23 protein-coding genes are annotated in these 23,098 nt (G+C 58.0%); 12 read left to right on the forward strand and 11 right to left on the reverse strand.

Annotated elements, in window-relative coordinates; translation table 11 throughout:
• Nucleotides 1-77: 77 nt before the first annotated feature.
• The 5 genes from FS819_RS13100 (at nt 78) to trhO (ending at nt 3,652) form a co-directional block, all read left to right on the forward strand.
• On the forward strand, nt 78-572 hold the full coding sequence (locus FS819_RS13100) for a CYTH domain-containing protein (protein ID WP_156551045.1): 495 nt from the start codon (nt 78-80) through the stop codon (nt 570-572).
• On the forward strand, nt 550-1,476 hold the full coding sequence (locus tag FS819_RS13105; protein WP_156551046.1) for a CHAD domain-containing protein: 927 nt from the start codon (nt 550-552) through the stop codon (nt 1,474-1,476). The genes FS819_RS13100 and FS819_RS13105 overlap by 23 nt, the downstream gene beginning before the upstream one ends.
• A gap of 10 nt (nt 1,477-1,486) precedes the next feature.
• A complete protein-coding gene (locus tag FS819_RS13110; protein ID WP_156551047.1) occupies nt 1,487-2,185 on the forward strand; it encodes a helix-turn-helix transcriptional regulator in 699 nt (232 codons plus the stop codon).
• 68 nt (nt 2,186-2,253) lie between these two features.
• On the forward strand, nt 2,254-2,631 hold the full coding sequence (locus tag FS819_RS13115) for a VOC family protein (RefSeq protein WP_156551048.1): 378 nt from the start codon (nt 2,254-2,256) through the stop codon (nt 2,629-2,631).
• A gap of 76 nt (nt 2,632-2,707) precedes the next feature.
• A complete protein-coding gene (gene trhO, locus FS819_RS13120; protein WP_156551049.1) occupies nt 2,708-3,652 on the forward strand; it encodes an oxygen-dependent tRNA uridine(34) hydroxylase TrhO in 945 nt (314 codons plus the stop codon).
• Nucleotides 3,653-3,659: 7 nt separating this feature from the next.
• Here the strand turns inward: trhO and FS819_RS13125 are convergent, their stop codons facing one another.
• The 3 genes from FS819_RS13125 to FS819_RS13135 form a co-directional block, all read right to left on the reverse strand.
• Nucleotides 3,660-4,409 carry an EAL domain-containing protein gene (locus FS819_RS13125; RefSeq protein ID WP_156551050.1) on the reverse strand — a complete coding sequence of 250 codons (750 nt, stop codon included), beginning with the start codon at nt 4,407-4,409 and terminating at the stop codon, nt 3,660-3,662.
• 75 nt (nt 4,410-4,484) lie between these two features.
• A complete protein-coding gene (locus FS819_RS13130) occupies nt 4,485-4,823 on the reverse strand; it encodes a hypothetical protein (protein ID WP_156551051.1) in 339 nt (112 codons plus the stop codon).
• 119 nt (nt 4,824-4,942) lie between these two features.
• The gene (locus FS819_RS13135; protein ID WP_156551052.1) at nt 4,943-6,316 is read right to left on the reverse strand and encodes a GH1 family beta-glucosidase; all 1,374 of its coding nucleotides are present in this window, start codon (nt 6,314-6,316) and stop codon (nt 4,943-4,945) included.
• Between the two features lie 168 nt (nt 6,317-6,484).
• Here FS819_RS13135 and FS819_RS13140 point away from each other — a divergent pair, with 168 nt between their 5' ends.
• Nucleotides 6,485-6,886 (forward strand): hypothetical protein, encoded by a 402-nt coding sequence (locus FS819_RS13140; protein ID WP_156551053.1) that lies wholly within the window; start codon nt 6,485-6,487, stop codon nt 6,884-6,886.
• Between the two features lie 74 nt (nt 6,887-6,960).
• Here FS819_RS13140 and FS819_RS13145 read toward each other — a convergent pair whose 3' ends face one another.
• The 7 genes from FS819_RS13145 to FS819_RS13175 form a co-directional block, all read right to left on the reverse strand.
• Nucleotides 6,961-8,133 carry a Gfo/Idh/MocA family protein gene (locus FS819_RS13145; protein WP_156551054.1) on the reverse strand — a complete coding sequence of 391 codons (1,173 nt, stop codon included), beginning with the start codon at nt 8,131-8,133 and terminating at the stop codon, nt 6,961-6,963.
• Between the two features lie 18 nt (nt 8,134-8,151).
• Entirely contained in the window at nt 8,152-9,204 is a 1,053-nt protein-coding gene (locus FS819_RS13150; RefSeq protein WP_156551055.1) for a sugar phosphate isomerase/epimerase family protein, read from the reverse strand.
• 98 nt (nt 9,205-9,302) lie between these two features.
• Nucleotides 9,303-10,610 (reverse strand): xylose isomerase, encoded by a 1,308-nt coding sequence (gene xylA, locus FS819_RS13155; protein ID WP_156551056.1) that lies wholly within the window; start codon nt 10,608-10,610, stop codon nt 9,303-9,305.
• Nucleotides 10,611-10,647: 37 nt separating this feature from the next.
• Nucleotides 10,648-12,117 (reverse strand): xylulokinase, encoded by a 1,470-nt coding sequence (gene xylB, locus FS819_RS13160; RefSeq protein ID WP_156551057.1) that lies wholly within the window; start codon nt 12,115-12,117, stop codon nt 10,648-10,650.
• Nucleotides 12,118-12,140: 23 nt separating this feature from the next.
• Entirely contained in the window at nt 12,141-13,181 is a 1,041-nt protein-coding gene (locus tag FS819_RS13165; RefSeq protein WP_156551058.1) for a LacI family DNA-binding transcriptional regulator, read from the reverse strand.
• A gap of 240 nt (nt 13,182-13,421) precedes the next feature.
• The gene (locus FS819_RS13170) at nt 13,422-14,999 is read right to left on the reverse strand and encodes a DHA2 family efflux MFS transporter permease subunit (protein WP_156551059.1); all 1,578 of its coding nucleotides are present in this window, start codon (nt 14,997-14,999) and stop codon (nt 13,422-13,424) included.
• A gap of 36 nt (nt 15,000-15,035) precedes the next feature.
• On the reverse strand, nt 15,036-16,301 hold the full coding sequence (locus FS819_RS13175; RefSeq protein WP_234889380.1) for an HlyD family secretion protein: 1,266 nt from the start codon (nt 16,299-16,301) through the stop codon (nt 15,036-15,038).
• Nucleotides 16,302-16,462: 161 nt separating this feature from the next.
• On the opposite strand from FS819_RS13175, the gene FS819_RS13180 reads away from it, so the two are divergent.
• The 3 genes from FS819_RS13180 to FS819_RS13190 all read left to right on the forward strand — a co-directional run bounded on the left by FS819_RS13180 (nt 16,463) and on the right by FS819_RS13190 (nt 18,893).
• Entirely contained in the window at nt 16,463-17,155 is a 693-nt protein-coding gene (locus tag FS819_RS13180) for a TetR/AcrR family transcriptional regulator (protein ID WP_156551060.1), read from the forward strand.
• Nucleotides 17,156-17,270: 115 nt separating this feature from the next.
• The gene (locus FS819_RS13185; RefSeq protein ID WP_156551061.1) at nt 17,271-18,035 is read left to right on the forward strand and encodes a TerC family protein; all 765 of its coding nucleotides are present in this window, start codon (nt 17,271-17,273) and stop codon (nt 18,033-18,035) included.
• Between the two features lie 132 nt (nt 18,036-18,167).
• On the forward strand, nt 18,168-18,893 hold the full coding sequence (locus FS819_RS13190; RefSeq protein WP_234624499.1) for a sulfate transporter family protein: 726 nt from the start codon (nt 18,168-18,170) through the stop codon (nt 18,891-18,893).
• Here FS819_RS13190 and nth read toward each other — a convergent pair.
• On the reverse strand, nt 18,873-19,637 hold the full coding sequence (gene nth, locus FS819_RS13195) for an endonuclease III (protein WP_156551062.1): 765 nt from the start codon (nt 19,635-19,637) through the stop codon (nt 18,873-18,875). The genes FS819_RS13190 and nth overlap by 21 nt on opposite strands.
• Nucleotides 19,638-19,681: 44 nt before the next feature.
• Between nth and FS819_RS13200 the strand changes: the two genes are divergently transcribed.
• From FS819_RS13200 to FS819_RS13210, 3 genes are all read left to right on the forward strand, one after another.
• On the forward strand, nt 19,682-20,164 hold the full coding sequence (locus tag FS819_RS13200) for a DUF2244 domain-containing protein (RefSeq protein WP_041697093.1): 483 nt from the start codon (nt 19,682-19,684) through the stop codon (nt 20,162-20,164).
• Between the two features lie 81 nt (nt 20,165-20,245).
• The gene (locus tag FS819_RS13205; protein ID WP_156551064.1) at nt 20,246-21,133 is read left to right on the forward strand and encodes a methylated-DNA--[protein]-cysteine S-methyltransferase; all 888 of its coding nucleotides are present in this window, start codon (nt 20,246-20,248) and stop codon (nt 21,131-21,133) included.
• 281 nt (nt 21,134-21,414) lie between these two features.
• Nucleotides 21,415-23,061, forward strand: a complete 1,647-nt coding sequence (locus FS819_RS13210) for a coiled-coil domain-containing protein (RefSeq protein ID WP_156551065.1) — start codon at nt 21,415-21,417, stop codon at nt 23,059-23,061.
• Nucleotides 23,062-23,098 lie beyond the last annotated feature (37 nt).

Below are 23,098 nucleotides of genomic sequence, written 5' to 3' on the forward strand. Positions count from 1 at the left end.
GAAGGACTGATGGAACTATTGTCAAACCGGCGTCATACTATACAGTGAAATCGATTTTAACGTGACGGAAAGCAGCCATGGCAAAGGAAATCGAAAGAAAATTCCTGGTCCGCGCAGACACTTGGCGTCAACATGTCAGCAAATCCAGCCGTTTTCAGCAGGGCTATATCCTGTCGGGAGCCGATCGTTCCGTGCGCATCCGCATCCGCGACCAGGCCGATGCGCTACTGACCATCAAGATCGGTCATGTTGGTCTCAGCCGCGATGAATTCGAATATGAGATCCCGCTGGCCGACGGGCTGGAAATGATCGACAAAGCCCAGGGCAACGTCATCGAAAAGACCCGTTATAACGTCGAATACGGCGGCTATCTCTGGGAAGTCGACGTCTTCGCAGGCGCCCATGCCGGGCTTGTGGTGGCCGAGGTCGAACTGGAAAACGACTGCGAAGACCCACCGCTACCGCCTTGGGTCGGGCGGGAAGTGACCGGCGACGGACGCTATTCCAACCAATGGCTGGCGACATCCACGCCTTCGACGGAAAGGCGCAATGGCCTATCGCTTAAGGCCTGACCTGAAGACAGGCACCGCTATTGCCGAGATGCTGGGCGCGCTTTTGCAGGCTGCCGCAGCCGATCTTGACAGTGGCGCCGAGGCCCCACCCGGTGAACGGGACCGCGCCGTCCATCTTGCGCGCCGCAAACTGAAACGCGCCAGAGCCTTGTACCGGCTGGTCGCCCCTGCCGTTCCCGACCTGCGTGGCCGGGAAAACCGCCGGTTGGGTGATATTGCCCGCAGCCTTTCAGCACTTCGCGATGCTGCCGCACTGCTGGAAAGTGTCGAGGCGCTTCAGGAAGCAACCCTGAGCGATGAAGAAGCTCATGCCCTGCAACAGGCATGGTCGGTATTGTCTGATCGCCATGAACGTCTGTCCGCCAAACTGGAGGCAAGCCAGAGCGCATTGATGCGCGAGGCGGCAGACGGCTGCCGTGAAGCGGCAGATGTCGCCATGGGAATCGAGTTCAACCACCGTCCTGCCAAAGTCGCCCGGATATTTGCCAAGGCCTGGGCCAAAACCTTCAAGCGCGCTGAAGCCGCCATTGCCGCCTGCCACGATGCCAGCGAGGCAGAAAGCTACCATGCGCTGCGCAAGGCCACCCAGACCTATTGGATGCATCTGTCCCTGCTGCGCGATCTCTGGCCAAGCGCCATGGAGATGAAACGCAGCGCCGCCAAGCAACTGGCCGATCTGCTGGGCCATGAAAACGACCTTTCGGTGCTGACCTCGGTGCTGGATGAAGACTCAAGCCTGTTTTCTGGCGGCGAAACATTGTCCCATCTGCTCGCCATCATCATCCGCCAGCAACAGGCCCTGCGACGGCAAGCGCTTGAGGCGGCGGACGCATTGTTTGCCGACGGCCCCGACTTGGAACCAGCGGTGATCGAGGCGCTGTGGTTGCGGGCCGCAGCGCAATAGGCGACAGTTGATGACCCGGTCCGAGCGTCTTCTTTCACTGCTGCAAATCCTGCGGCGCTATCGCCGCCCGGTGACTGGGCAGATATTGGCCGAAGAACTGGGCGTCTCCATCCGCACGCTCTACCGCGACATTGCCACGCTTCAGAGCCAGGGCGCCGGTATCGAGGGCGAGGCCGGTCTTGGCTATGTGCTGCGTCCGGGCTACATGCTGCCACCACTGATGTTCAGCCCACAGGAAATCGAAGCGCTGGTGCTTGGCGCCCGCTTTGTCGCACAACGAACCGACCAGCATCTGGCCTTTGCCGCCCGTGACGCGCTTGCAAAAATCACCGCCGTGCTGCCCGACGAACTTCGCCGCAGCCTTGAGGATAATAGTCTGTTGGTCGGGCCAAGCGATAGAGCAGCGGGGCAGCTTCCAGCCGATCTAAGCCCGTTTCGGCACGCGATCCGCGCTGAACATGTGCTGCATATCGTCTACCGGGATGAAAAAGGGGCGACGAGCAACCGCGATATCTGGCCGTTCGCCCTCACATTCTTTGAAGGCGCACGGATCTTGCTGGCCTGGTGTACGCTGCGCGATGACTTCAGACATTTTCGCTGCGACCGCATTGGGGAGTGCAAGACACTCGCTCTGCGCTACCCGGTGCGTCGAGCCAGCCTGCTGAAACGATGGCGCGAGCATAACAGCATTCCAGATTGGATTCTTTAAACACTCCTGCCATTTTTTGGCAGTAGGCTCAGTTACAAACCGGGCGTCAACCTGAAGGAGACGCTCTCATGACAACCACCTCGACCCCGAAAATGACCATTCTTTACGTCGATACACCCGAGACAAGCGCCCATTTCTATCAGCAGGTCTTCGGTCTTGCGCCCGTCGAATTATCGGCGACATTTGCCATGTTCGCGCTGCCGGGCGGGTTCATTCTCGGTCTTTGGTCCCGCCACACCGTTGAGCCTGCGGCAAGCATTACAGGCGGTGGCTGCGAACTGGCGATCCGGGCCGATACGGCTGCGGATGTCGATGATCTCCACACGCAATGGCAAGCGCTTGGCGTCCCCATGCTGCAAGCACCGACCGATATGGAGTTCGGGCGGACTTTCCTCGCCACCGATCCAGACGGCCATCGGATTCGCGTCTTCAACCCACCGGCATGACTTGACGAAACTCAAAGCGCGATACGCCTGCTGAAATTCGTTGATTCCCGGCGGCATTGGCAGTATTTCGCAGGCCATGACAGACGATCTTCAAAATCCTCGCCATGAAGAGGGCGGCGCATTCTGTGTGGCCGCGCTCTATCATTTTGCGTCCTTCGCGCGGTTCGAAAGCTTTCGCGAGCCGCTCGATGCGCTCTGCAAGGCGCAGGGCGTCAAGGGTACTTTGCTGCTTGCCCATGAAGGCATCAATGGCACGATTGCTGGCACGGATGCGGGCATTGCCACGGTGCTGGCATATCTTCGCGCCCAGCCGGAATTTGCCAGCCTTGAGCACAAGGAAAGCCGGGCGTCGAAAATGCCGTTCGTGCGCATGAAGGTGAAGCTGAAGAAAGAGATCGTCACCATGGGGGTCGAGGATATCGATCCCAACAAGATCGTCGGCACCTATGTCGATCCCAAGGACTGGAATGCGCTGATTTCCGATCCTGATACCATCGTCATCGACACCCGCAACGATTACGAGACCGCGATCGGCATTTTCCGGGGCGCGGTCGATCCCAATACCAAGACGTTCCGCGAATTTCCCGATTGGGTGAAGAACAATCCCGGCCTGCACAACAAGCCGAAGATCGCCATGTATTGCACCGGCGGCATCCGTTGCGAAAAGGCCACCGCCTTCATGAAGCAACAGGGTTTCGAAGAAGTCTACCACCTGAAGGGCGGCATCCTGAAATATCTGGAAAACGTGCCGGAAGAACAAAGCCTGTGGGACGGCGCCTGTTTCGTGTTCGACGAGCGCGTGTCCGTGACCCATGGACTGAAGGAGGGCGACCACCAGCTGTGCCACGCCTGCCGCAACCCGATCACGCCGGAAGAACTGACCTCGCCCTATTACGAGGCTGGCGTATCGTGCAGCCATTGCTATGAGAGCCGCACAGAAGCCGACCGGGATCGCTACCGCCAACGCCAGAAACAAATTGCGCTGGCCAAGCAGCGCGGCGAGCGGCATATCGGCAGCTAATCGATTATCAGGCGACGTCAGCCAGATCCGGCTGCTCGAAACGCTCAAAGGCGGGACGCGCCAGAACATAGCCTTGCATAAGATGGACACCCATGTCCTTCAACACATCCAGTTCCTGCTTGGTTTCGACACCTTCGCACAGCGGCAGAATACCGAATTCGCCCAGCATGGCCAGCGTATGGCGCAGGATGATCCGCTTGGCACGATCCTCGTCGATGCCGCGCACCAATTCCATATCCAACTTGACGATATCAGGCTGAAATTTTGCCAAAAGTGTCAGCCCGGCATGGCCTGCGCCGAAATCGTCAATCGCCGTCTTGAAGCCGATGCTGCGATAGGTCTTCAGGATATTGAGCAGATGATCCGTATCGATCTGCTCGTTTTCGGTAAATTCGAACAGGATACGGTTGAGCGGGAAGCCAACACGCTCAGCGGTTTTCAACGTCAAACCGATACAGGCACGCGGTTCGTAAACCGCATTGGGCATGAAATTGATCGATAGGGTTGCTGTAGAGGTCACAGGCAAAAGGTCGGCGGCCAGTTGAATGGCCTTGACCCGGCAAGTTTGATCGAAAGCATAGCGATTTTGCGCATTGACCCCGGCCATGACGCTGGCCGCGCCAGCACCGTCCATGCCTCGAACGAGAGCCTCATAACCAAATATGGTGCCCTGCCGTGTATCGACAATCGGCTGAAACGCCATGGAGAACGGAGCATCGAAAGTAGCCCCGTCCCGGCAACCTGCACAGGCCGTCATCAATGAACTCCACCGTCAAAACAGAGGAATTATATCATGAAGTCCTGAAGAAATAATTTCAGGAAATGACAAAAATCAGTATTTCCGATGCTGTTTCTTGATCGTATCGATTTCGTACATCAGCGCCCGGAAGGCGATAATCGCTTCGTTATCGGCAAGTTTTTCATCGAGGACCAGCGGTTCAAGCTGTTCAATGACCACGCGGAGCGCGTCTTCGATCCGGCCAAGCTGCTTGCCGTAGCTGGCCACATTCATCAAAATATCCTTTTCGGCCTCGGGATTGGTCGAGGGGCCGACATCGATATTGAACGTGACCAGACTGGCCTGCCCGACCTGGGTCGGACTATAGACCCAGGTCCATGGATTGATCGCCTGAGTGACATTGCCTGAAAGCGGCAGCTGTACCCGTCCCATATGCATTCCCCCTTTTGATAGACACAACCTGAGAGGGAAGTTTGCCGTGTTGCGGCGCAATAAGCAAGAGCGCGACCACGCAAGAACGAGGGGGCCAGAAACGAGGCGGCAGAATGGCCTCATTCGGCGCTGTGGTTGCCCTTGGGAAATTCGGCTGCCAGCGCGCTATACCATTTGCCGCTGTTCTTCAGCGTGCGAACCTGCGTGTCGTAATCGACATGCACGAGGCCGAACCGCATGCGGTAGCCTTCGGCCCATTCAAAATTATCCATCAGGCTCCAGGCGAAATAGCCCTTCATGGGGATGCCCTCGGCAATCAGGTCGGCCACCACGCCCAGATGTTCGGCGTAATAATCCAGCCGTGGCTGGTCATCCACCACGCCCTCGGCCACCTCCATATTATAGCAGGCACCGTTTTCAGTGATGTAGCAGACCGGCAGCGTGTAGCGATCATAGAGCCCTTCCACCAGGGACTTCAGCGCCGGGGCATAGACTTCCCAGCCGATATCGGTCTTGACTGATGAGACCGGCGGCGCATCCACCGTGGCGGGGAACTCGGCGCCCGCAGCCGGATTGTCGGCAACCCGCATCGGTGTGTAATAATTCAGGCCCCACCAGTCGAGTTTCTGGGAGATAATGTCAAGATCGCCATCGTCGATGACAGGCATGCGATTGCCAAGGGAGGCCATGAATTCTGCCGGATATTCGCCCTTGAAGACCGGATCGAAGAAAACACCATTGTGAAACTGGTGGGCGCGTTCAGCGGCGGTCTGATCAGCCGCACTCTGCGAGCCGGGGATGACCGAATGGGCATTCAGCACCAGACCCGCAGGCACCTGCGGCGCGACCTGCCTGATGGCATCGATGCCAAGACCATGGGCGAGATTGGTATAGTGCAAGGCATGCATCGCCGCATCCATATTGCGCTCACCCGGCGCATGCACACCGTAAAGATGTGATAGCCAGACCGAGCACCACGGCTCGTTAAACGTCGCCACGGCATCCAGCCGGTCGCCCAGCCGCGCCATCACCAGCTTGGCATAGCGCTGGAAGGCATAGGCCGTGGAGCGCGCCGTCCAGCCGCCATCGCCCATCAGGGCCAATGGCAGATCCCAATGATACAGCGTCGCATAGGCCTTAATGCCCCGCTCCTTCAACCCATCGACCAACTTGTCGTAAAAATCCAGCCCCGTCTCATTCACCCGGCCCGTGCCTTCAGGAATAATGCGCGGCCAGGCAATGGAAAAGCGATAGGCGGTTACGCCCATCTCCTGAATCAGGTCGAGATCCTGTTCCCAGCGATTGTAATGATCGCAGGCCACATCGCCATTATGGCGCTCGAACACCCGGCCCGGCATATTGGCAAACGCATCCCAGATGCAGGGCTTACGCCCATCCGCCTTGGTCGCCCCTTCGATCTGGTAGGCGGCAGTGGCCACACCAAACAGGAAATCACCGGGGAAGCGGGCGGCAAGGGCTTTCGGGTCTGTCATCGGAAACCTTTCGGCACTTAAGCGTGAATAAACAGGACGTATTCAGGTCTTAACGCAGTTGCGGCAGGAACGCCACGGACGAAAGACAACACAGTATACCCACTCCTTATGTTGTATTTCCAATAGAAAAATGCTACCTTAGGATGCATTAATCTGGGGGACACATTTATGAAAACAGCTTTTATCCATTTTCTCTGCGCAGCGACAATCAGCATGGCGCTACCCGCCACGGCCAACAGCGCCACTCTCGTCTACACCGAGAACCAAACCACGATAAGCTATAGCGTTAATTGGACATCAGGCATGACCGTTGAACAAGCCATGCAAACGGCTGGTCCTGACTATGTCACAGGATGGTCGCATCAATATAGCGGCAACTCCCTGCTGATGGTTCTCGCCACCGGCACGTTTCCGGCCACGCCGTCAACCACCGATGGAAAGCTGGGCACACCCTATTGGTTGCTCTGCGTCGACAGTAAACCGGCCAGCATGGGCATGACCCAGCAAACCATTCCAAGCTCAACCTCCGAAGTGAAATGGATTTGGACGTCCAAATACAAATGCCAATAGGTTGACCTGGCTGCGCCGCACTTCAACGGATTGAAGAATGCCAAGGGCCGCTTCCACGGCCCTTGGCATTCGTTTCATACCCTCACCCAGGCCCCGTTCTGCTGTGACGACTGAATACACGCCGTCACAAAGGCAACGCCCTTCACCCCATCATCGACAGTCGGATAGACCACATCAGGATCAACCGTGGCACCTGATCTTGCTGCATGAATAGCCTGGGCCGCCTCGGAATATATGGTCGCAAAAGCTTCGAGATAGCCTTCGGGATGGCCGCCGGGAATGCGGGTGACGCGGGCAGCTGCGCTACCTGCCCCGGCACCGCCGCGGGTGATCAGTTGCTTTGGTTCGCCGAGCTTGGTGAACCACAGGTAGTTCGGATCGGCTTGCGTCCACTCGATCCCGGCCTTGGTGCCGTAGATGCGAACTTTCAGGCCGTTTTCATTGCCGGTTGCCACCTGGCTGCACCACAGCAGACCTTTGGCCCCGCCTTGGAAACGCAGCATCACATGGGCGTTGTCATCCAGCCTGCGGCCTTCAACGAAGGTATGCACATCGGCGGCGAGTTCCTGCAGCTCCAGCCCGGAAATGAAGCTGCCGAGGTTATAGGCGTGGGTGCCGATATCTCCGGTGGAACCGCCGACGCCCGATTGGGCCGGGTCGGTGCGCCATACGGCCTGCTTGGCGCCGGTCTGCTCGACAGGTTCCGCCAGCCAATCCTGCGGATATTCCATCTGCACCAGCCGGATCTCGCCCAGCTCGCCGTTTTGCACCAGTTCCCGCGCATGGCGCACCATGGGATAGCCGGTGTAATTGTGGGTGAGGATGAACAGGGCCTTGGCCTTTTCGGCAACCTCTTTCAGTTTTTTCGCATCCTCCAGATTGGAGGTCAGAGGCTTGTCGCAGATCACATGGATGCCGCGCTCCAGAAAGGCTTTCGCCGCCGGGTAATGCATGTGATTGGGCGTGACGATAGACACCGCCTCAATCCCATCCGGGCGCGCCGCCTCTATCTGCGCCATTTCGTCAAAAGAGCCATAGCAGCGGGTGGGATCAAGCCCCAGATCCCGGCCCGAGGCCAGGGACTTTTCCGGCGTCGAGGATAAAGCACCTGCCACCAGATCGTAATGATCGTCGAGCCTTGCCGCCATGCGGTGGACCGCGCCAATAAACGCGCCCTGCCCGCCGCCCACCATGCCGAGACGGATTTTCGCGGCGCGTTGCTCGGATTTGCTTGCTTCGATTGTCATGATGTCCTTCCTTCGCCGTTACAGTCCCAGCATCCGCCGATTGGCCGCATCATCGGTGCCGCTGGCGGCGAAATCGTCAAAGGCATGTTCCGTGACCCGGATAATATGCGCCTTGACGAATTCCGCCCCTTCGCGGGCGCCGTCTTCGGGGTGTTTTAGAGCGCATTCCCACTCGACCACGGCCCAGCCTTCGAAATCATTGGCAGCCATTTTCGAGAAGATCGCGCCGAAGTCCACCTGGCCGTCGCCTGGTGAGCGGAAGCGCCCGGCGCGGTTGACCCAGGATTGGTAGCCACCGTAAACGCCCTGACGGCCATTCGGATTGAACTCGGCATCCTTGACGTGGAACATCTTGATGCGGTCTTTGTAGATGTCGATATGGTCGAGATAGTCGAGGCATTGCAGCACATAATGCGAGGGATCATAGAGCATGTTGGCGCGGGAGTGGTTGCCCACCCGCTCCAGAAACATCTCGAATGTCACACCATCATGCAAGTCTTCGCCGGGATGGATTTCGTAAGCGATATCGACACCCTGCTCGTCGGCATAGTCGAGAATGGGCAGCCAGCGCTTCGCCAGCTCGTCAAACGCGGTTTCCACCAGACCTGCCGGGCGCTGCGGCCAGGGATAGATAAACGGCCAGGCCAGCGCGCCCGAAAACGTGGCATGCGCCTTGATGCCCAGATGGTTTGAGGCCTTCAGCGCGTATTTGACCTGTTGCACAGCCCATTCCTGCCGGGCTTTCGGGTTGCCACGCACTTCGGGGGCAGCGAAACCGTCAAACGCTTCGTCATAGGCCGGATGCACCGCCACCAGCTGTCCCTGCAAATGGGTGGAAAGCTCGGTAATCTCGACGCCATTGGCGCGGGCGATACCGGCCAGTTCGTCACAATAATCCTTGGATTCGGCGGCCTTTTTCAGGTCAATCAACTGGCTGGCCCAGGTCGGAACCTGCACGCCAAGATAGCCTTTATCGGCAGCCCATTTGGTAATGCTATCCCAGGAATTAAAAGGCGCGGCATCACCGGCAAACTGGCCCAAAAACAAGGCAGGGCCTTTAATCGTCTTCATAAACATCTCCTCCAAAATGATACTGAAACGTTGCAGTTTATCTATCAAAGAAAACTGCCAGGGAAAACCTCCATTTCCCTGGCAGTGCATCAAAGCGATCAAACGTAGCGATTGACGACGTTTTCCAGCAATTCCTGCTGGCCGGACACCGGCTGTGGATTGATGTTTTCGCCTTCAACCCGGGCCGCAATACTCTCCAGCGTGCCACTGGCCAGCATGGCCTTTGCACCTTCACTGTTCCAGCCTGCATAGCGGTTGGCGAGCGGTGCCGACAGCGCCTTGTCTTCAACCATTTTCGCAGCCGCCTTCAGGCCACGGGCGCAGCAATCCATGCCGCCGATATGGCCGATCAGCAGATCCGCCGGATCGATGGACTGGCGGCGCAGCTTGCTATCGAAATTGGTGCCGCCAGAGGTAAAGCCGCCCGCCTGCAGAACCTGATAATAGGCCAGCGCCATTTCCGGCACATTGTTGGGGAACTGGTCGGTATCCCAGCCGGATTGATAGTCGTTGCGGTTCATGTCGATGGAGCCGAAAATGCCCAGCGCGTTGGCCAGTGCCAATTCATGCTCGAATGTATGACCAGCCAGAATGGCATGGCCCTGCTCGATGTTCACCTTCACTTCCTTCTCCAGACCGTAAGTCTTGAGGAAGCCGTAGACGGTGGCCACATCATAATCATACTGATGCTTGGAAGGCTCCTGCGGCTTCGGCTCGATCAGGATCGCGCCCTTGAAGCCGATCTTGTGCTTGTATTCCACCACCATGTTGAGGAAACGGCCCATATGGTCGAGTTCCTGCTTCAGGTCAGTGTTGAGCAGGGTTTCATAGCCTTCACGACCACCCCACAGCACGTAGTTTTCGCCACCCAACTTCTGCGTGGCATCCAGGCAGGTCTTCACCGTGGCTGCGGCAAAGGCAAAGACGTCAGGGTCCGGGTTGGTGGCGGCACCCGACATATAGCGACGATGCGAGAACATGTTGGCCGTCCCCCACAACAGCTTGACGCCGGTATCGGCCTGCTTTTGGGCAAAGTAATCGACAATTTCATTCAGATTTCTGGTGTTTTCCGCAAAGGACGCGCCTTCAGGACGCGCATCCGCATCATGGAAGCAATAGTAAGGCGTGCCGAGTAACTGGAAGAATTCAAAGGCCACATCGGCCTTCAGCTTGGCAGCCTCCATCGAATCCTTGAACCAAGGACGCTCAAACGTATTGCCGCCGAACGGGTCGGTGCCCGGCCACACAAAGGTGTGCCAGTAGGCCACGGCAAAACGCAGATGGTCTTCCATCCGCTTGCCCATCACCACTTCATTGGGGTTATAATGGCGGAAGGCCAGCGGATTGGTGCTGTCAGGGCCTTCATATTTGATCTTGGTGATGTCGCCGAAAAAGCCTGTGCTCATGGGTTTTCCTCCTGATGTTAAACGTTTTCTGTGGTTTTTAATGGGCCAGCTTGACGGGGCCCAATTGCTTGATGGCCGGATAAAGCGCGCGGTAGCGCTGATAGGCGTCCTCGTAGCCGTCGCGCAAAGCCGTCACTGGCTCAATGGTCGCCTCTGTCGGTGGGGCTGAGCAAACGGCAAGCGGATCGGCCCCGGTTGCGGCAATCAACCCCAGACGGGCCGCACCAAAAGCAGCCCCAAAATCACCATCGGCTGGAATATCGACGGGAATGCCAAGCGTTGTGGCAATCGATGCCAGCCAATAGCGCGAGCGCGAACCGCCACCGATCGCCGTGACCCGCGACAGTGAGGTTCCCGCCGATTTCAGCGCTTCAAGACTGTCACGGATAGCAAAGGATACGCCTTCCAGCACGGCCTGGGTCAGAACAGCGCGGCTGGATTCGTGGCCAAGACCAATAAATGCGCCCCGGATTTCGGCATCGTTATGGGGCGTGCGTTCGCCCGAGAGATAAGGCAGGAAGGTCACGCCGGTCGGGGCCTTGAGGTCCTCGCCAAGCTCATTGGTCAGGTCTCCGGCAGGCTTGCCGCTGATACCGGAATACCAGTTTAACGCGTCGGTCGCCGACAGGATTACGCCCATCTGGTGCCAGGTATTGGGAAGCGCGTGGCAAAAGGCATGCACGGCGCTTTCCGGCTTTGGCAGATAGGAAGCATTGGCGGCAAACAACACCCCGGATGTGCCAAGCGACACGAAGGCATGGCCTTCCGCCACCGTACCCATGCCGCAAGCAGACGCCGCATTGTCGCCTGCCCCGCCCGCAATAATGACACCGGCAGTCATGCCCCAATCCGCCGCCAGCTCGGCGCGCAACCGACCCGCCTCGGCAGTGCCTTCGACCAGGCCGGGCATGTGCTGCTCGCCGAGATCGGTGGCGGCGAGCAGCTCGCTCGACCAGGCGCGCTTGCCGGTATCCAGCCAGGAGGTGCCAGCCGAATCCGACATTTCCGACAGATATTCACCCGTCAGCCAGAGCCGCAAATAGTCTTTGGGCAGCAGAACCTTGGCGGTTTTGGCGAAGATATCCGGCTCATTCTCCTTCACCCAGGCCAGTTTCGGTGCCGTGAAGCCGGGAAAAACGATATTGCCGGTCAGAGCGCGAAAACGCGGATCGGCATCCAGTGCTGCGGCTTGTTTGAAGGAGCGGGTGTCGTTCCACAGAATACAGGGCCGCAAGACGTCACCTCGGGCATCGACCAGCGTTGCCCCATGCATATGGCCGGAAAGGCCGATGCCTTTGACGGCCGCAAGCTCGCGGGAAAACTGCGCTTTCAACCCGGCAATGGCCTCCAGCGTTGCCCTGATCCAATCTGCTGGCGCCTGTTCCGACCAGCCGGAATGCGGGCGAGAGACGGTCAGCGCGCCATTGGCCGAGCCAATCACCGTCTGGTCCGCGTCGATCAACATCGCCTTGACGCCGGACGTGCCGAGATCCAATCCAAGATACATGAGAAGCCTCCCTATTCTGCCTGTTATCGCTGTTCTTGCTCTGGCAGATTGTCTTTGAGAAATATGTCGAGACGAATACGTTCCTGCGCCGCCAACACAGCCGCACCATCGGCCTTGGCCTTCAACACCCGGATGGCGCTGCGCACTTCATGTCCGGCGTCCTGGTTCAGCACCGCATCGATCAGTCCAGACATCAGCGCCGCTCTCGTCACCGGCGTCAATTCATGGGCGACCACCAGGGGGCGACGGTCGGCATCCAGCCGCTCCAGTGCCGCGATCAGGCCGCGATTGCCTGCACCCAGGCTGTAGAGGCCTGTTATATAAGGCGATTGCGAAAACAGATCCTGCAGCAGGGTTTCGACACGATGCGGATCGTCACGGCCTTCCAGCACCGGTAGCAAGGTCAATTGCGGAAATTCAGCAGCCATCACAGCGCGAAATCCCTCGAACCGGTCGCGGTGGTCGCGCACCAGCATCGACCCGGCGACAATTGCAATCGTCCCTTGCCGTCCGCCGGTAAACCGGCCAAGCAGGCTGGCTGCCGTGCGCCCGGCGGCACGGTTGTCTATGCCGACAAAATGGTCGCGCTCGGCACCGCTGAGATCGGAGACCAGTGTCACCACCGGTATGCCAGCACCACGCAACCGCGCTACAGCCGCAGCCACGTCCGGCGCATCCACCGCCACCACGGCCACGCCAGCGGGTTGGCGTGCCGCAGCATCGTCCAGGGCCGCGATCAAAGATGCCGCATCGAAAGCCGCAACATCGATAATATCGATGCGGGTTCGCTCCATGCCAGCTCGGCTGGCAGCGTCAAGCACTTGCAGGCGCAAACCGTGCATAAAGGAATTGTCATTGGCCGGCAGGATGAAGGTGAAAGGATAAATCCGGCCTTTGGCCAGATTGGCCGCCGCCAGATCCCGAACATAGCCAAGCACGCCGACGGCGCTTTCCACGCGGGCGCGGGTCGAAGCACTGACGCCAGTGCGATTGTTCAAAACCCGGTCCACCGTCGCCAAACTGACGCCCGCCCGTGCCGCAATGTCATGAACCGTCGGCTTCATCACCACATCTCTCTGTCAGGATCTGACCTTTATCCCATGACCCGGCATCCGTAAATGATTTTTTGATGTACGTACATCAAGGCGGAGCAAAAAAAGGCCGCCAGGTGAGTGGCGGCCAAGTTTTCTGCGGTGGATCGCGGGAATTAATGACTAGGTAAAACCTCTACCTAACCAGAATGACGGGGGGTCTTTTACCCGACGAAGCCTTGACCTGCTTTCTCTGGCGGAAAGTCAAATCAATTAGTGCGCCGCATCGGCGGGCACGGCACCTTCAGGTTTTTTTATCATCGTTGAAAGTGCCGTCAGCGCAATAAACAAGATTGTGATCCCTAAAAATACATCCATAAACGCCATGATCCATGCCTGCTGATTGATCATGCCGGACAGCTTTTTCAAGGCTGCATTATCACCATCAAGGCCATAAAAGGCGTAATTGGAGGAGACCGTTTCTAGCCAGCTCATCGCCGCCGGCTTGCTCCAGGTCACATGTTCGACCATGTATCCATAATGCTCGTCGGTGCGCCGGGTCAGCAATGTGTTGATGATCGCCAGCCCGACAGCGCCGCCAAGATTTCGTGTCAAATTGTAGAGGCCGGACGCATTTTTGATCCGCTCGGGCGGCAGAGTGCCAAGGGCAATATTGTTGATTGGCACCATGCAGGTCATTAAAGAGCAGCCACGCAGGATCTGCGGCACCAGCAAGTCATAAAAATCCCAGTCAGCGGTCATGCCGGTTATCATATAGGTGCCAAGCGCAAAGCTGGTAAAGCCGCACGCCATCATCAACCGCGGGTCCATTTTCGTCGACAATATGCCGGCAATCGGCGCAGTCAGGAACATGGCAAGACCCGAAACAAACATTGTTTCGCCGATCATCAGGCTGTCATAGCCGCGCACCCGTGACAGATAGAGCGGATAGAGATAGGTCAAACCATAGAGGCCCATGCCCATGACGAAGGAAAATAGCGATCCGAAGGCAAAATTCCGATTGGAAAAGGCCCTGAGATCGACCACTGGCTGCTCGCAGGTGAAGGCACGGTAGAAGAACACCACCCCACCCAACGTCATCAGGAGGGCGCCCCAAACAATGCGCTCGTCGTTAAACCAATCCTTGTTATTGCCCTCTTCGAGAACATATTCCATCGCCCCCAGAAAGAGCGCCATGGAAAACAGACCCCACCAGTCGAATTTCGCCAGCAAAGATTTGTCGGGCTTGTCAAAGTCTACGAATGTCCAGACCACGAGCGTGACGATAATGCCGGGAAAGATGTTGATCAGGAACAGCCAGTGCCAAGACATGGCATGGCTGATATAGCCGCCAACCGTCGGGCCAATGGTCGGCGCAAGCGTTGCGACAAGGCCGATGATCGGCGAAACAATGCTACGCTTGGAAGGCGGAAAAATCGTAAAAGCCGCGGCAAAAACAGAGGGAATCATGCCGCCACCGATGAAGCCCTGGATAGCGCGGTAGATGATCATCTGCTCGATATTGGTGGCGGTCGCCGCCATGGCGCTGGCAATGGTGAAGCCAGCCGCAGCACAGGAAAACAGCACCCGTGTCGACACGATCCGTGCCAGCATCCCCGATAGCGGGATCATGATCACTTCCGCAATCAGATAAGAGGTCTGCACCCAGGAGACTTCTTCGGAACCGGCCCCGAGGCCAGCCTGGATTTCGGAAAGCGAGGCCGAGACGATCTGAATGTCGAGGATCGCCATGAACATGCCGAATACCATCGCCAGAAAGCCGATGACGTCGCGCCGGCTTGGCATTTGCGCAACCGCATCCGGTCCGGCCGTGATTGCATTGTCCGTCATGATCTTGCCTCGAAATCCGTGCCTTGGCCGTGCTGATTACTTCGCGTCAGGCGCCTTCGGCGCGGTGCGGGTGTCGATATCGACCACAACACTCAGGCCCGCACGCAGATAACCCTTGTCGAGTATCTCCTGCGGAATGGCGATCCGCACCGGAACACGCTGGATGACCTTGGTGAAATTGCCCGTGGCGTTTTCCGCCGGCAGCATGGAGAAGACCGAACCGGACCCCGCGGCGATCGAGACGACCCTACCTTCGAAGGCATGCTCATCATAGGCATCCACATGCACCCGCACCTTCGAGCCCGGCACGATACCGGAAAGCTGCGTTTCCTTAAAGTTCGCATCGATATAGAGACGGCCAATCGGCACCAGTGAGGCAAGCCGCTTGCTGCTCGACACGAGATCGCCGACCTGGACGCCCAGATTGCCGATCACACCGTCATAAGGCGCGCGCAGCACGGTGAAATCCAGATCGCGCTGCGCCTTTGCAACGACCGTTTCTTCTGTCAGCACGCCAGCCTGCGCCTCGGCTTTCTGGGCCTTAAGGACGGCAATGCTTGAAACGGAGGAGGCAACGGCGGCAACCGCAGCATCCACATTGGCCTGGGCGACAGCCAGCGTCGATGTTGCCGTGTCCAGCTCCGACTGAGACATCACGGACTGCGCCCGCAAATCCGTGATGCGCTTGAAGGACAATTGCGCCGTACGCAACGTCGCCTCGGCGGATGCCTGCTGCGCCTTGGACTGCTGAAGAGCCGCTTCGCCGCCCTGCACCTGCGCCTCGATGCGCTCAACCGTCAGCTTCTGCGTGGCGAGCTGGCTCTTGGCCTGATCGAGCGCAATGTGATAATCGCCGCCATCGAGAGTGGCGATCACGTCGCCCCTCTTGACATGATCGTTGTCGGTCACCGAGACCGACTGGACATAGCCGGTCACCTTCGGGGTGATCACCGCAATGTCGCCGCCAATATAGGCGTCGTCGGTGGAGATCATGAACCGGCCCTCGGTCCAGTAGTTGTAGCCGTAATAGCCCGCACCCGCCAAAACGGCCAGCGCGATGATCGGCAGCGCAAAGCTGCGGCGCTTCTTCGGCGGGGCCTGGCCCGCGGCAGGCGCTACCGTCGCGGCGGGCGATGCGGCTTCAGCCCGCGCCTTGGCATCACGTGCCGTAGCGTCGCCTGTCACCTGATCGGAACCCGCCTCGCCGGTCACGCCTTCATCCAAGGCGGAACGCTCCTGATCGACCGATTGATCCTGTGTATCGACGGCGCGGATCGCGCCCTTTCTGGGAGAAACAGACATAACGTCACCATACAACAAAGGCGGAAACAATCGAACGGAACCGTTCGGTTCGATTTGACATAGGCCAATTCATACCGCATATCAAGAGAACAAATGAGAGCCCGCCATCTAAAGTTAATTTTTGTGTTGCAAATGCCCCATATGAGCGAAGACATCCGAGCATGACAGTCATCGACGATGAGAAACCCGCCCAGGCCGCTTCAGGACGCTTCGCCGCAGGTGAAGATCCGGCCAAGCGCGACCAGATCCTGGATGGCGCCAAACGCGCCTTCATGAAGCATGGCTTCGATGCGGCCAGCATGAACGACGTTACCCGGGAAGCCGGCGTGTCCAAGGGGACGATCTATGTCTATTTCCAGAGCAAGGAAGATCTGTTTGCCGCGCTGATCAACAACCAGAAACAGAAATTTGCCGCCGCTCTGCGCGATATTCTGGCGGACGAGATCGACCTGCACAATGCGATGCGCAGTTACGCTAGGGCATTTACCGATTATATCCTTACCAGCGAAATGATCCCCGCCATGCGCATGCTGTTGGCCGTTCAGGACCGCATGCCTAACCTGTGTAAGAGCTTCATGCAATCTGGACCGGAAAACGTCCGCACGGTCCTGGAGGATTATCTGGAGGTCCAGGTCAAGGCCGGGCGTCTCGACATAGCCGATACCGAGCTTGCCGCCCGCCAGTTCATCGAACTGGCCACCGGCGCCTATTTCAAGAAGCGGCTGTTCGGTGAAATCGAAGTCCCGCCGCCGCAGGCGGAAATCGACTATATCATCGACAACGCCCTGCATATTTTCATGCTCGCCTATGATCGCAAGGCCAAAAGCGGCCCTGAGGCGAAAGCGGCCAACTGAGTAATCACCACCACAAGGTTAATGGTCATCTCACTTGGCTTGCCGCCCTTGCTGATGCGGCATCGGCTCCCTATTTCTGTCGCAAAGCGCTTTTTGCACGGGGGATATCAGTTTTATGCAGGACTTTACCTATTTGCTCAGCGATCCGGCGGCCTGGATCGCTCTTGTGACGCTGATCGTCATGGAAGTGGTGTTGGGAATAGACAATCTGGTCTTCATTTCCATTCTCACCAACAAGCTGCCGGAGGGGCAAAGAGACAAGGCCCGCAAGATCGGTATCGGTCTGGCGCTCGTCATGCGCCTTGGCCTGCTCGGCACCGTCGCCTGGATCGTTCAGCTGACCACGCCGGTCTTCACCCTGTTTGGCCACGGCTTCTCCTGGAAGGACATGATCCTGATTGCTGGTGGCCTGTTCCTGGTCTGGAAGGCCACCAAGGAAATCCACCACAGTGTCGACCCGGTCGACAAGGAAGGCGATTTCATCGGCACCGCCACGACGACCATGGGGGCTGCCATCGGCCAGATCCTGCTGCTCGACCTGGTGTTTTCGGTTGACAGCATCATCACCGCCGTCGGCATGACCGAACATGTGGTTATCATGGTGATTGCCGTGGTCTTCGCCGTCACCGTCATGCTGCTGGCCGCCAACCCGCTGGGCCGTTTCATCGAGAAGAACCCGACCGTGGTCATGCTGGCCCTAGGCTTCCTGATGATGATCGGCATGACGCTGATTGCCGATGGCATGGGCTTCCATGTGCCGAAGGGCTATCTCTACGCTGCCATGGCCTTCTCTGCCCTTGTCGAAGGCCTCAACATGATGGCGCGGCGCAAGAAGCAGGCGACAAAAGCCGAGGACGCGGCGCGCAAGAAGCTGCATTGACATTGACCGAGAGAGCAAGGGCTTCCCTTGCTCTCTTAACTCTTGCCCTCTCAACTCTTGCACCGCGGCATTCCGCCTCCCACATCCTCACCGTTCTGATCTGTCATTCTGGTCCTGCCCTGGGAGCTGCCCGTGATCCTTGATGCCGCCATGCTGTCGTTGCGCAATCTGTTTGCGCCGGAAACCCGTTCGGTGTTCTGGAAAGTGCTGGGCTTGACGCTGGCCGCCCTGGCCGGGCTGTGGCTGGCGCTGCGTGAGCTATTTATCTTCTATCTCTGGCCGTGGTTTGCCGGGTTTTTCCCAGCAACGCCCGATTGGGCCGGCTGGCTGGTGCTGATCCTCGGCATTGTCGCCAGTATTGGCCTGGCATTGGTGCTGGCGCTGCTGTTGGCGCCGGTTACCGCCATCATTGCTGGCCTGTTTCTCGATGATGTCGCCGAAGTCGTGGAAAAGCGGGATTATCCAACCGATATGCCCGGCACAGCTATGCCGCTTGGCGATGCCATCGTCCAATCGCTGCAATTTTTCGGCATCGTCATCCTCGGCAATCTCATCGCCTTCATGCTGCTCTTCGTGCCGGGCATCAACCTGATCGCGTTTTTCCTGGTCAATGGCTATCTGCTGGGCCGGGAGTTTTTCGAATTCGCCGCCATGCGGCTGCGCCCGACCATTGAGGCTCGGCAATTTCGCGCCAAGCATTCCGGCACGATCTTTCTGGCTGGACTGGTGATTGCAGCGTTTCTGGCAATCCCGATCCTCAACCTGCTGACGCCGCTGTTTGCCGCAGGGCTTATGGTGCATCTGCACAAGATGCTGTCGGTCACAGACCCACAGTTTTCAAAGAATCTGCGGCGGTAGCTCCACCAGCGGTGCGGGAACGTCACAGGTCTTTTCCGGCGATTTGCACAGGTCAGCAATCACGCAGCGCTCGCATTCCGGCTTGCGGGCCTTGCAACAGTAGCGCCCATGCAGGATCAGCCAGTGATGGGCATGGAAGAGATAGTGCGTGGGGATGATCCGCATCAGGATCTCTTCGATCTCGTCAGGCGTTTTGCCGGGCGCCAGCCGGATGCGGTTGCCGATCCGTAAAATATGCGTATCAACCGCCATGGTGGGAATGCCGAAGGCCATGGACATCACCACATTGGCGGTCTTGCGGCCAACGCCGGGCAGCGTCACCAGTTCCTCGCGGGTTTTCGGCACCTCGCTGCCGAAATCGTCGATCAGCTTCTGGCTGAGCGCGATGACATTCTTCGCCTTGTTGCGAAAAAGGCCGATGGTCTTGATATAGTCACGCACCTTCTCTTCGCCCAGCGCCAGCATTTTTTCCGGCGTATCGGCCACGGCAAACAGGGCGCGGGTCGCCTTGTTGACGCCCGCATCGGTCGCCTGCGCCGAAAGGGCTACGGCGACGACAAGGGTAAACGGGTTGACATGCTCCAGCTCGCCCTTCGGCTCCGGGCGCTGCACGGAAAACCGCCGGAAGATTTCCTCCAGATCGGCCTTGGAATAGGCGCTGCGAACCGCGACCTTTCGTCCCGCTGGCTTGGGCTGCGAGCTGGAAGAAATTGACTTTTTCAAAGTTTGCGTGCTGGATTTCATGGTTCTGTCATGGTCTGGTAGGTTGGGAAAGAAGGATAGCGTCCATGGGCGAGGTTGCCGATCAACCGATTTTCGCTGCCGAACTGGTACCCTATCGGTCGCTGGGCCGAAAGGGGTTTCGCATCATGCTGATGCTGTCCGGCCTGGTCTGTGTCGGCTATGGCGGGTTTTTCCTGACGACCGGTGCCTGGCCAATCGGGTTTTTCTTCGGGCTGGATTTTCTGCTACTCTATGGCGCTTTCCGGCTGAATTACCGGGCCGCCAAAGCCCGCGAGGAAGTCACCGTGTCGCGCACCGCCATCTCTATCCGCAAATTCACCCCCTCGGGACGGATGACCGAATTTCGCTGGAACCCGTTCTGGGCGCGGTTTTTCGTCCGCCGCCACGAGGAGTTCGGGATCATCTCGATGTCGGTACAGGGGCAAGGCCGGGCGACCGATGTCGGCTCCTTCCTCAATCCCGACGACCGGGAAAGCTTTGCCAAGGCCTTTCGCGGTGCCTTGGCAACGGTAACGCAGCGGATCTGATGTCTGTCACCCCATGGCAAGAAACGGGTGGCACGGCACGGCCTGTCATGGTCAAATCGCCTGAGCCAAAGGAAGAGTGCCATGACCACATTTGCCCGCAGTTTTGAAACAGGCGCCAGCGACATTACCCCCGAAGGGAGCGATTACCAGACCGTGCGCCGGGTGATCGAGATGTTGACGCTTGATTACCGGGAGCAACCGGCGCTGGAAACCATCGCCGAGCGGCTTGGCCAATCCCCCACGCAATTGCAGAAAACCTTTACCCGCTGGGCTGGCCTGTCGCCCAAGGCGTTTTTGCAAGCCGTGACGCTGGATCATGCCAAGCGGCTGCTGGGCCATGAAGGCCTGCCCTTGCTGGAAACCGCGCTGGAGCTTGGCCTGTCCGGGCCGGGCCGGTTGCATGACCTGTTCGTCAGCCATGAAGCGATGTCGCCGGGCGAGTGGAAAGCCAAAGGCGCAGGCCTGACCATCCGCCACAGCTTCCACTCTTCGCCGTTCGGCCTAGCGCTGGTGATGGTGACGGATCGCGGCTTGGCGGGCCTCGGCTTTTGCGATCCGGGCGAAGAAGCCGCCTGCTACGCCGACATGGCTGGACGCTGGCCACTGGCCAATTTTGTCGAGGACCCGCTGGCCATCGAACCCTATGTGATCAGGATCTTCGACCCCGCCTGCTGGCAGGCGGAACAGCCGCTCCGCGTCGTGCTGATCGGCTCGGATTTCCAGGTCCGGGTCTGGCAAAGCCTGCTGCAAATCCCGCTTGGCCGCGCCGTCACCTATTCCGACATCGCCCAGAAAATCGGCCAACCCACCGCCAGCCGCGCCGTGGGAGCAGCGGTGGGCCGCAACCCGATTTCCTTCGTGGTGCCGTGTCATAGAGCACTGGGTAAAAGCGGCGCGCTGACGGGGTATCATTGGGGCTTGACGCGGAAACGGGCGATGCTGGGGTGGGAAGCTGGGCAGGTGGGGTGAGTGGTGGATGTATGCTTTTGCCCCTAAGCGGACAAAAAGTTCGATCACTCAAAGACAGTTTTGCGAACGACAGCCCAAAAATAGTGTTTTAGTTATCTTTCCACGAGATTCAGTCGATTTACCTGAATTAGTAAATATGAAATATCAACACTTGCACCCCCGCTAGATTTCGGGATAACAATTGACGCAGGCGCCGCCATGCTAATTGAAGCTTTTAGTTCTGTGACGATGAACAGTTAGGACATGTCGGGGAGGACGGTTCAGGGGAGAGGAGCTATAGCATGAGCCAACTTCGCGATGGTCTTCGTCAGCTGATCGCACAGCCAGAACATCCTACTACCCAGGTTCGTCCCGTAAGTCGTATCAGCTTCTCGATCACCGATACGGACGGTTTCAAGAAGTCGGCACAGTTTGCGGTTGATTGGCTGGCGAACAAGGTTGGTGGCGATCTTCCGAAGGAAGCCAGCTCTTTGGCGAGTTTCGACACACGTGGGGTGGCCGGTTTTCATCCATGCCATGCTGTTCGTCTGGACGATCACTCCGGGAGTATCTGGGCTGCAAGGATCGACGAACCCGGCTCTATACCACGCGCGGGGGAGACTTGGTCGACCGAGTTGTTCGTTGAGCGCCCAGTCAGGGGGCTGGTCCGCTTTGGGGCGCAACTTATGGTGCGTTGTCCAGCTGGTAGCGCAGACCTGCGGGGCAGTCGTCCAAGGCTGGTATATGACTTGCTTCGCACTCTTTCTGCCGAAGTTGATGGCGAAGCGATCAGCGATGCTGCTATCGACCTAACCACACGTGACGATGCCGCTCGGCTTGCCGATTTGATCTACCGCCCTGGGCGTCGCTTGCCGATTATCGTCGTGTCTACCGACTATGATGGTCGGGCGCAGCTAAACTTGCACCATCTGGGCGTTCGTCTTTCTGGCGCGGCACATCTCTATAGCGCTAAGCCTGAAATGAGTTGGGAGCTGACCCGCCTCATCGGAAAGCGAATGTCAACCTTCAACGGTGGTGTTCGCATCTATATGCCGGGCCTCGTCGAGGAAGAGGAGGACCCCTATGAGCATCCCCTTTGGTTACTCCCGCCATCTGGAGTAAACACGCATCTCATCAACCAGCTCGCAGAACGTATTCTACCACTTGGATTTCAGGACAACGAGGGCGAAACTCGATTTTGGCACATGGGCCAGCTTCGCAAAGCCACCTCTGCAACCGCCGCGCTTGAAGCCTCGAGTTCGGAAACGGAGCAACTGCGAGCGAAGGTTTCGGTCCTGCAGGATGAAGTCGAGGATCTTAAAGAGCAGCTTGAAATTGCCGTAGGTCTAGAGCGAATTGCTTCATCCGCTGAGAAGGGCGCGCAGCAGGACGTCCAGCGAATGCAGGATGAGATTTCACGCCTGAAGAGTGAGAACTACCGTCTACGCAATCTTCCCGGGTCTGGTGATAGAACGGAACCAGCGAACGGGCAGGATCGGGCCTTGGAAAACTATGATGACCTGAAAGATTGGGCGGAAGAGGTTCTCGGACCTCACATCTACATCCACACGAAAGCTCTGAAAGAATGTTGCAAGAACGGCCATCCAGACATGATTGATCGTATTGCCGATACTCTGATTGCGATTCGGGACTTTTGGATTCCCTTTAAGCTGGAGGGCGGTCTCGCTAAGAAGGAAGCTGCGGAAAATGCCTTAGCAGCGCTGGGTGTAGAGAATGAAGGTTGTTTCACACGCCGTGAAAAGGCTGCCGAGAAATCAGAATACTCTGTTCGTGATGGTAGCATTACTCGTGTACTCTATGACCACTTCAAATATGGCAATTCACGGCAAAATTCTGAGCAGTTTCGAATCTATTATTCGTGGGATGAAGATGGAAGACGCCTGATCATTGGCAAGATGCCGTCGCATCTACCCAACGACTTATCATGAATGCCTTGCTGGATTTCGCGATCCCAGAAAGAACACA

This window comes from Allorhizobium sp. Av2, assembly GCF_021462805.2.
In the GTDB taxonomy this organism is placed as follows: domain Bacteria; phylum Pseudomonadota; class Alphaproteobacteria; order Rhizobiales; family Rhizobiaceae; genus Allorhizobium; species Allorhizobium vitis_G.

Excerpts from the sequence above, each read along its gene's own strand:
- FS819_RS13100 (WP_156551045.1), top strand. The coding sequence starts at position 78 with ATGGCAAAGGAAATCGAAAGAAAATTCCTGGTCCGCGCAGACACTTGG.
- FS819_RS13105 (WP_156551046.1), top strand. The coding sequence starts at position 550 with ATGGCCTATCGCTTAAGGCCTGACCTGAAGACAGGCACCGCTATTGCC.
- FS819_RS13110 (WP_156551047.1), top strand. The coding sequence starts at position 1,487 with ATGACCCGGTCCGAGCGTCTTCTTTCACTGCTGCAAATCCTGCGGCGC.
- FS819_RS13115 (WP_156551048.1), top strand. The coding sequence starts at position 2,254 with ATGACAACCACCTCGACCCCGAAAATGACCATTCTTTACGTCGATACA.
- trhO (WP_156551049.1), top strand. The coding sequence starts at position 2,708 with ATGACAGACGATCTTCAAAATCCTCGCCATGAAGAGGGCGGCGCATTC.
- FS819_RS13125 (WP_156551050.1), bottom strand. The coding sequence starts at position 4,409 with ATGACGGCCTGTGCAGGTTGCCGGGACGGGGCTACTTTCGATGCTCCG.
- FS819_RS13130 (WP_156551051.1), bottom strand. The coding sequence starts at position 4,823 with ATGGGACGGGTACAGCTGCCGCTTTCAGGCAATGTCACTCAGGCGATC.
- FS819_RS13135 (WP_156551052.1), bottom strand. The coding sequence starts at position 6,316 with ATGACAGACCCGAAAGCCCTTGCCGCCCGCTTCCCCGGTGATTTCCTG.
- FS819_RS13140 (WP_156551053.1), top strand. The coding sequence starts at position 6,485 with ATGAAAACAGCTTTTATCCATTTTCTCTGCGCAGCGACAATCAGCATG.
- FS819_RS13145 (WP_156551054.1), bottom strand. The coding sequence starts at position 8,133 with ATGACAATCGAAGCAAGCAAATCCGAGCAACGCGCCGCGAAAATCCGT.
- FS819_RS13150 (WP_156551055.1), bottom strand. The coding sequence starts at position 9,204 with ATGAAGACGATTAAAGGCCCTGCCTTGTTTTTGGGCCAGTTTGCCGGT.
- xylA (WP_156551056.1), bottom strand. The coding sequence starts at position 10,610 with ATGAGCACAGGCTTTTTCGGCGACATCACCAAGATCAAATATGAAGGC.
- xylB (WP_156551057.1), bottom strand. The coding sequence starts at position 12,117 with ATGTATCTTGGATTGGATCTCGGCACGTCCGGCGTCAAGGCGATGTTG.
- FS819_RS13165 (WP_156551058.1), bottom strand. The coding sequence starts at position 13,181 with ATGAAGCCGACGGTTCATGACATTGCGGCACGGGCGGGCGTCAGTTTG.
- FS819_RS13170 (WP_156551059.1), bottom strand. The coding sequence starts at position 14,999 with ATGACGGACAATGCAATCACGGCCGGACCGGATGCGGTTGCGCAAATG.
- FS819_RS13175 (WP_234889380.1), bottom strand. The coding sequence starts at position 16,301 with ATGTCTGTTTCTCCCAGAAAGGGCGCGATCCGCGCCGTCGATACACAG.
- FS819_RS13180 (WP_156551060.1), top strand. The coding sequence starts at position 16,463 with ATGACAGTCATCGACGATGAGAAACCCGCCCAGGCCGCTTCAGGACGC.
- FS819_RS13185 (WP_156551061.1), top strand. The coding sequence starts at position 17,271 with ATGCAGGACTTTACCTATTTGCTCAGCGATCCGGCGGCCTGGATCGCT.
- nth (WP_156551062.1), bottom strand. The coding sequence starts at position 19,637 with ATGAAATCCAGCACGCAAACTTTGAAAAAGTCAATTTCTTCCAGCTCG.
- FS819_RS13200 (WP_041697093.1), top strand. The coding sequence starts at position 19,682 with ATGGGCGAGGTTGCCGATCAACCGATTTTCGCTGCCGAACTGGTACCC.
- FS819_RS13205 (WP_156551064.1), top strand. The coding sequence starts at position 20,246 with ATGACCACATTTGCCCGCAGTTTTGAAACAGGCGCCAGCGACATTACC.
- FS819_RS13210 (WP_156551065.1), top strand. The coding sequence starts at position 21,415 with ATGAGCCAACTTCGCGATGGTCTTCGTCAGCTGATCGCACAGCCAGAA.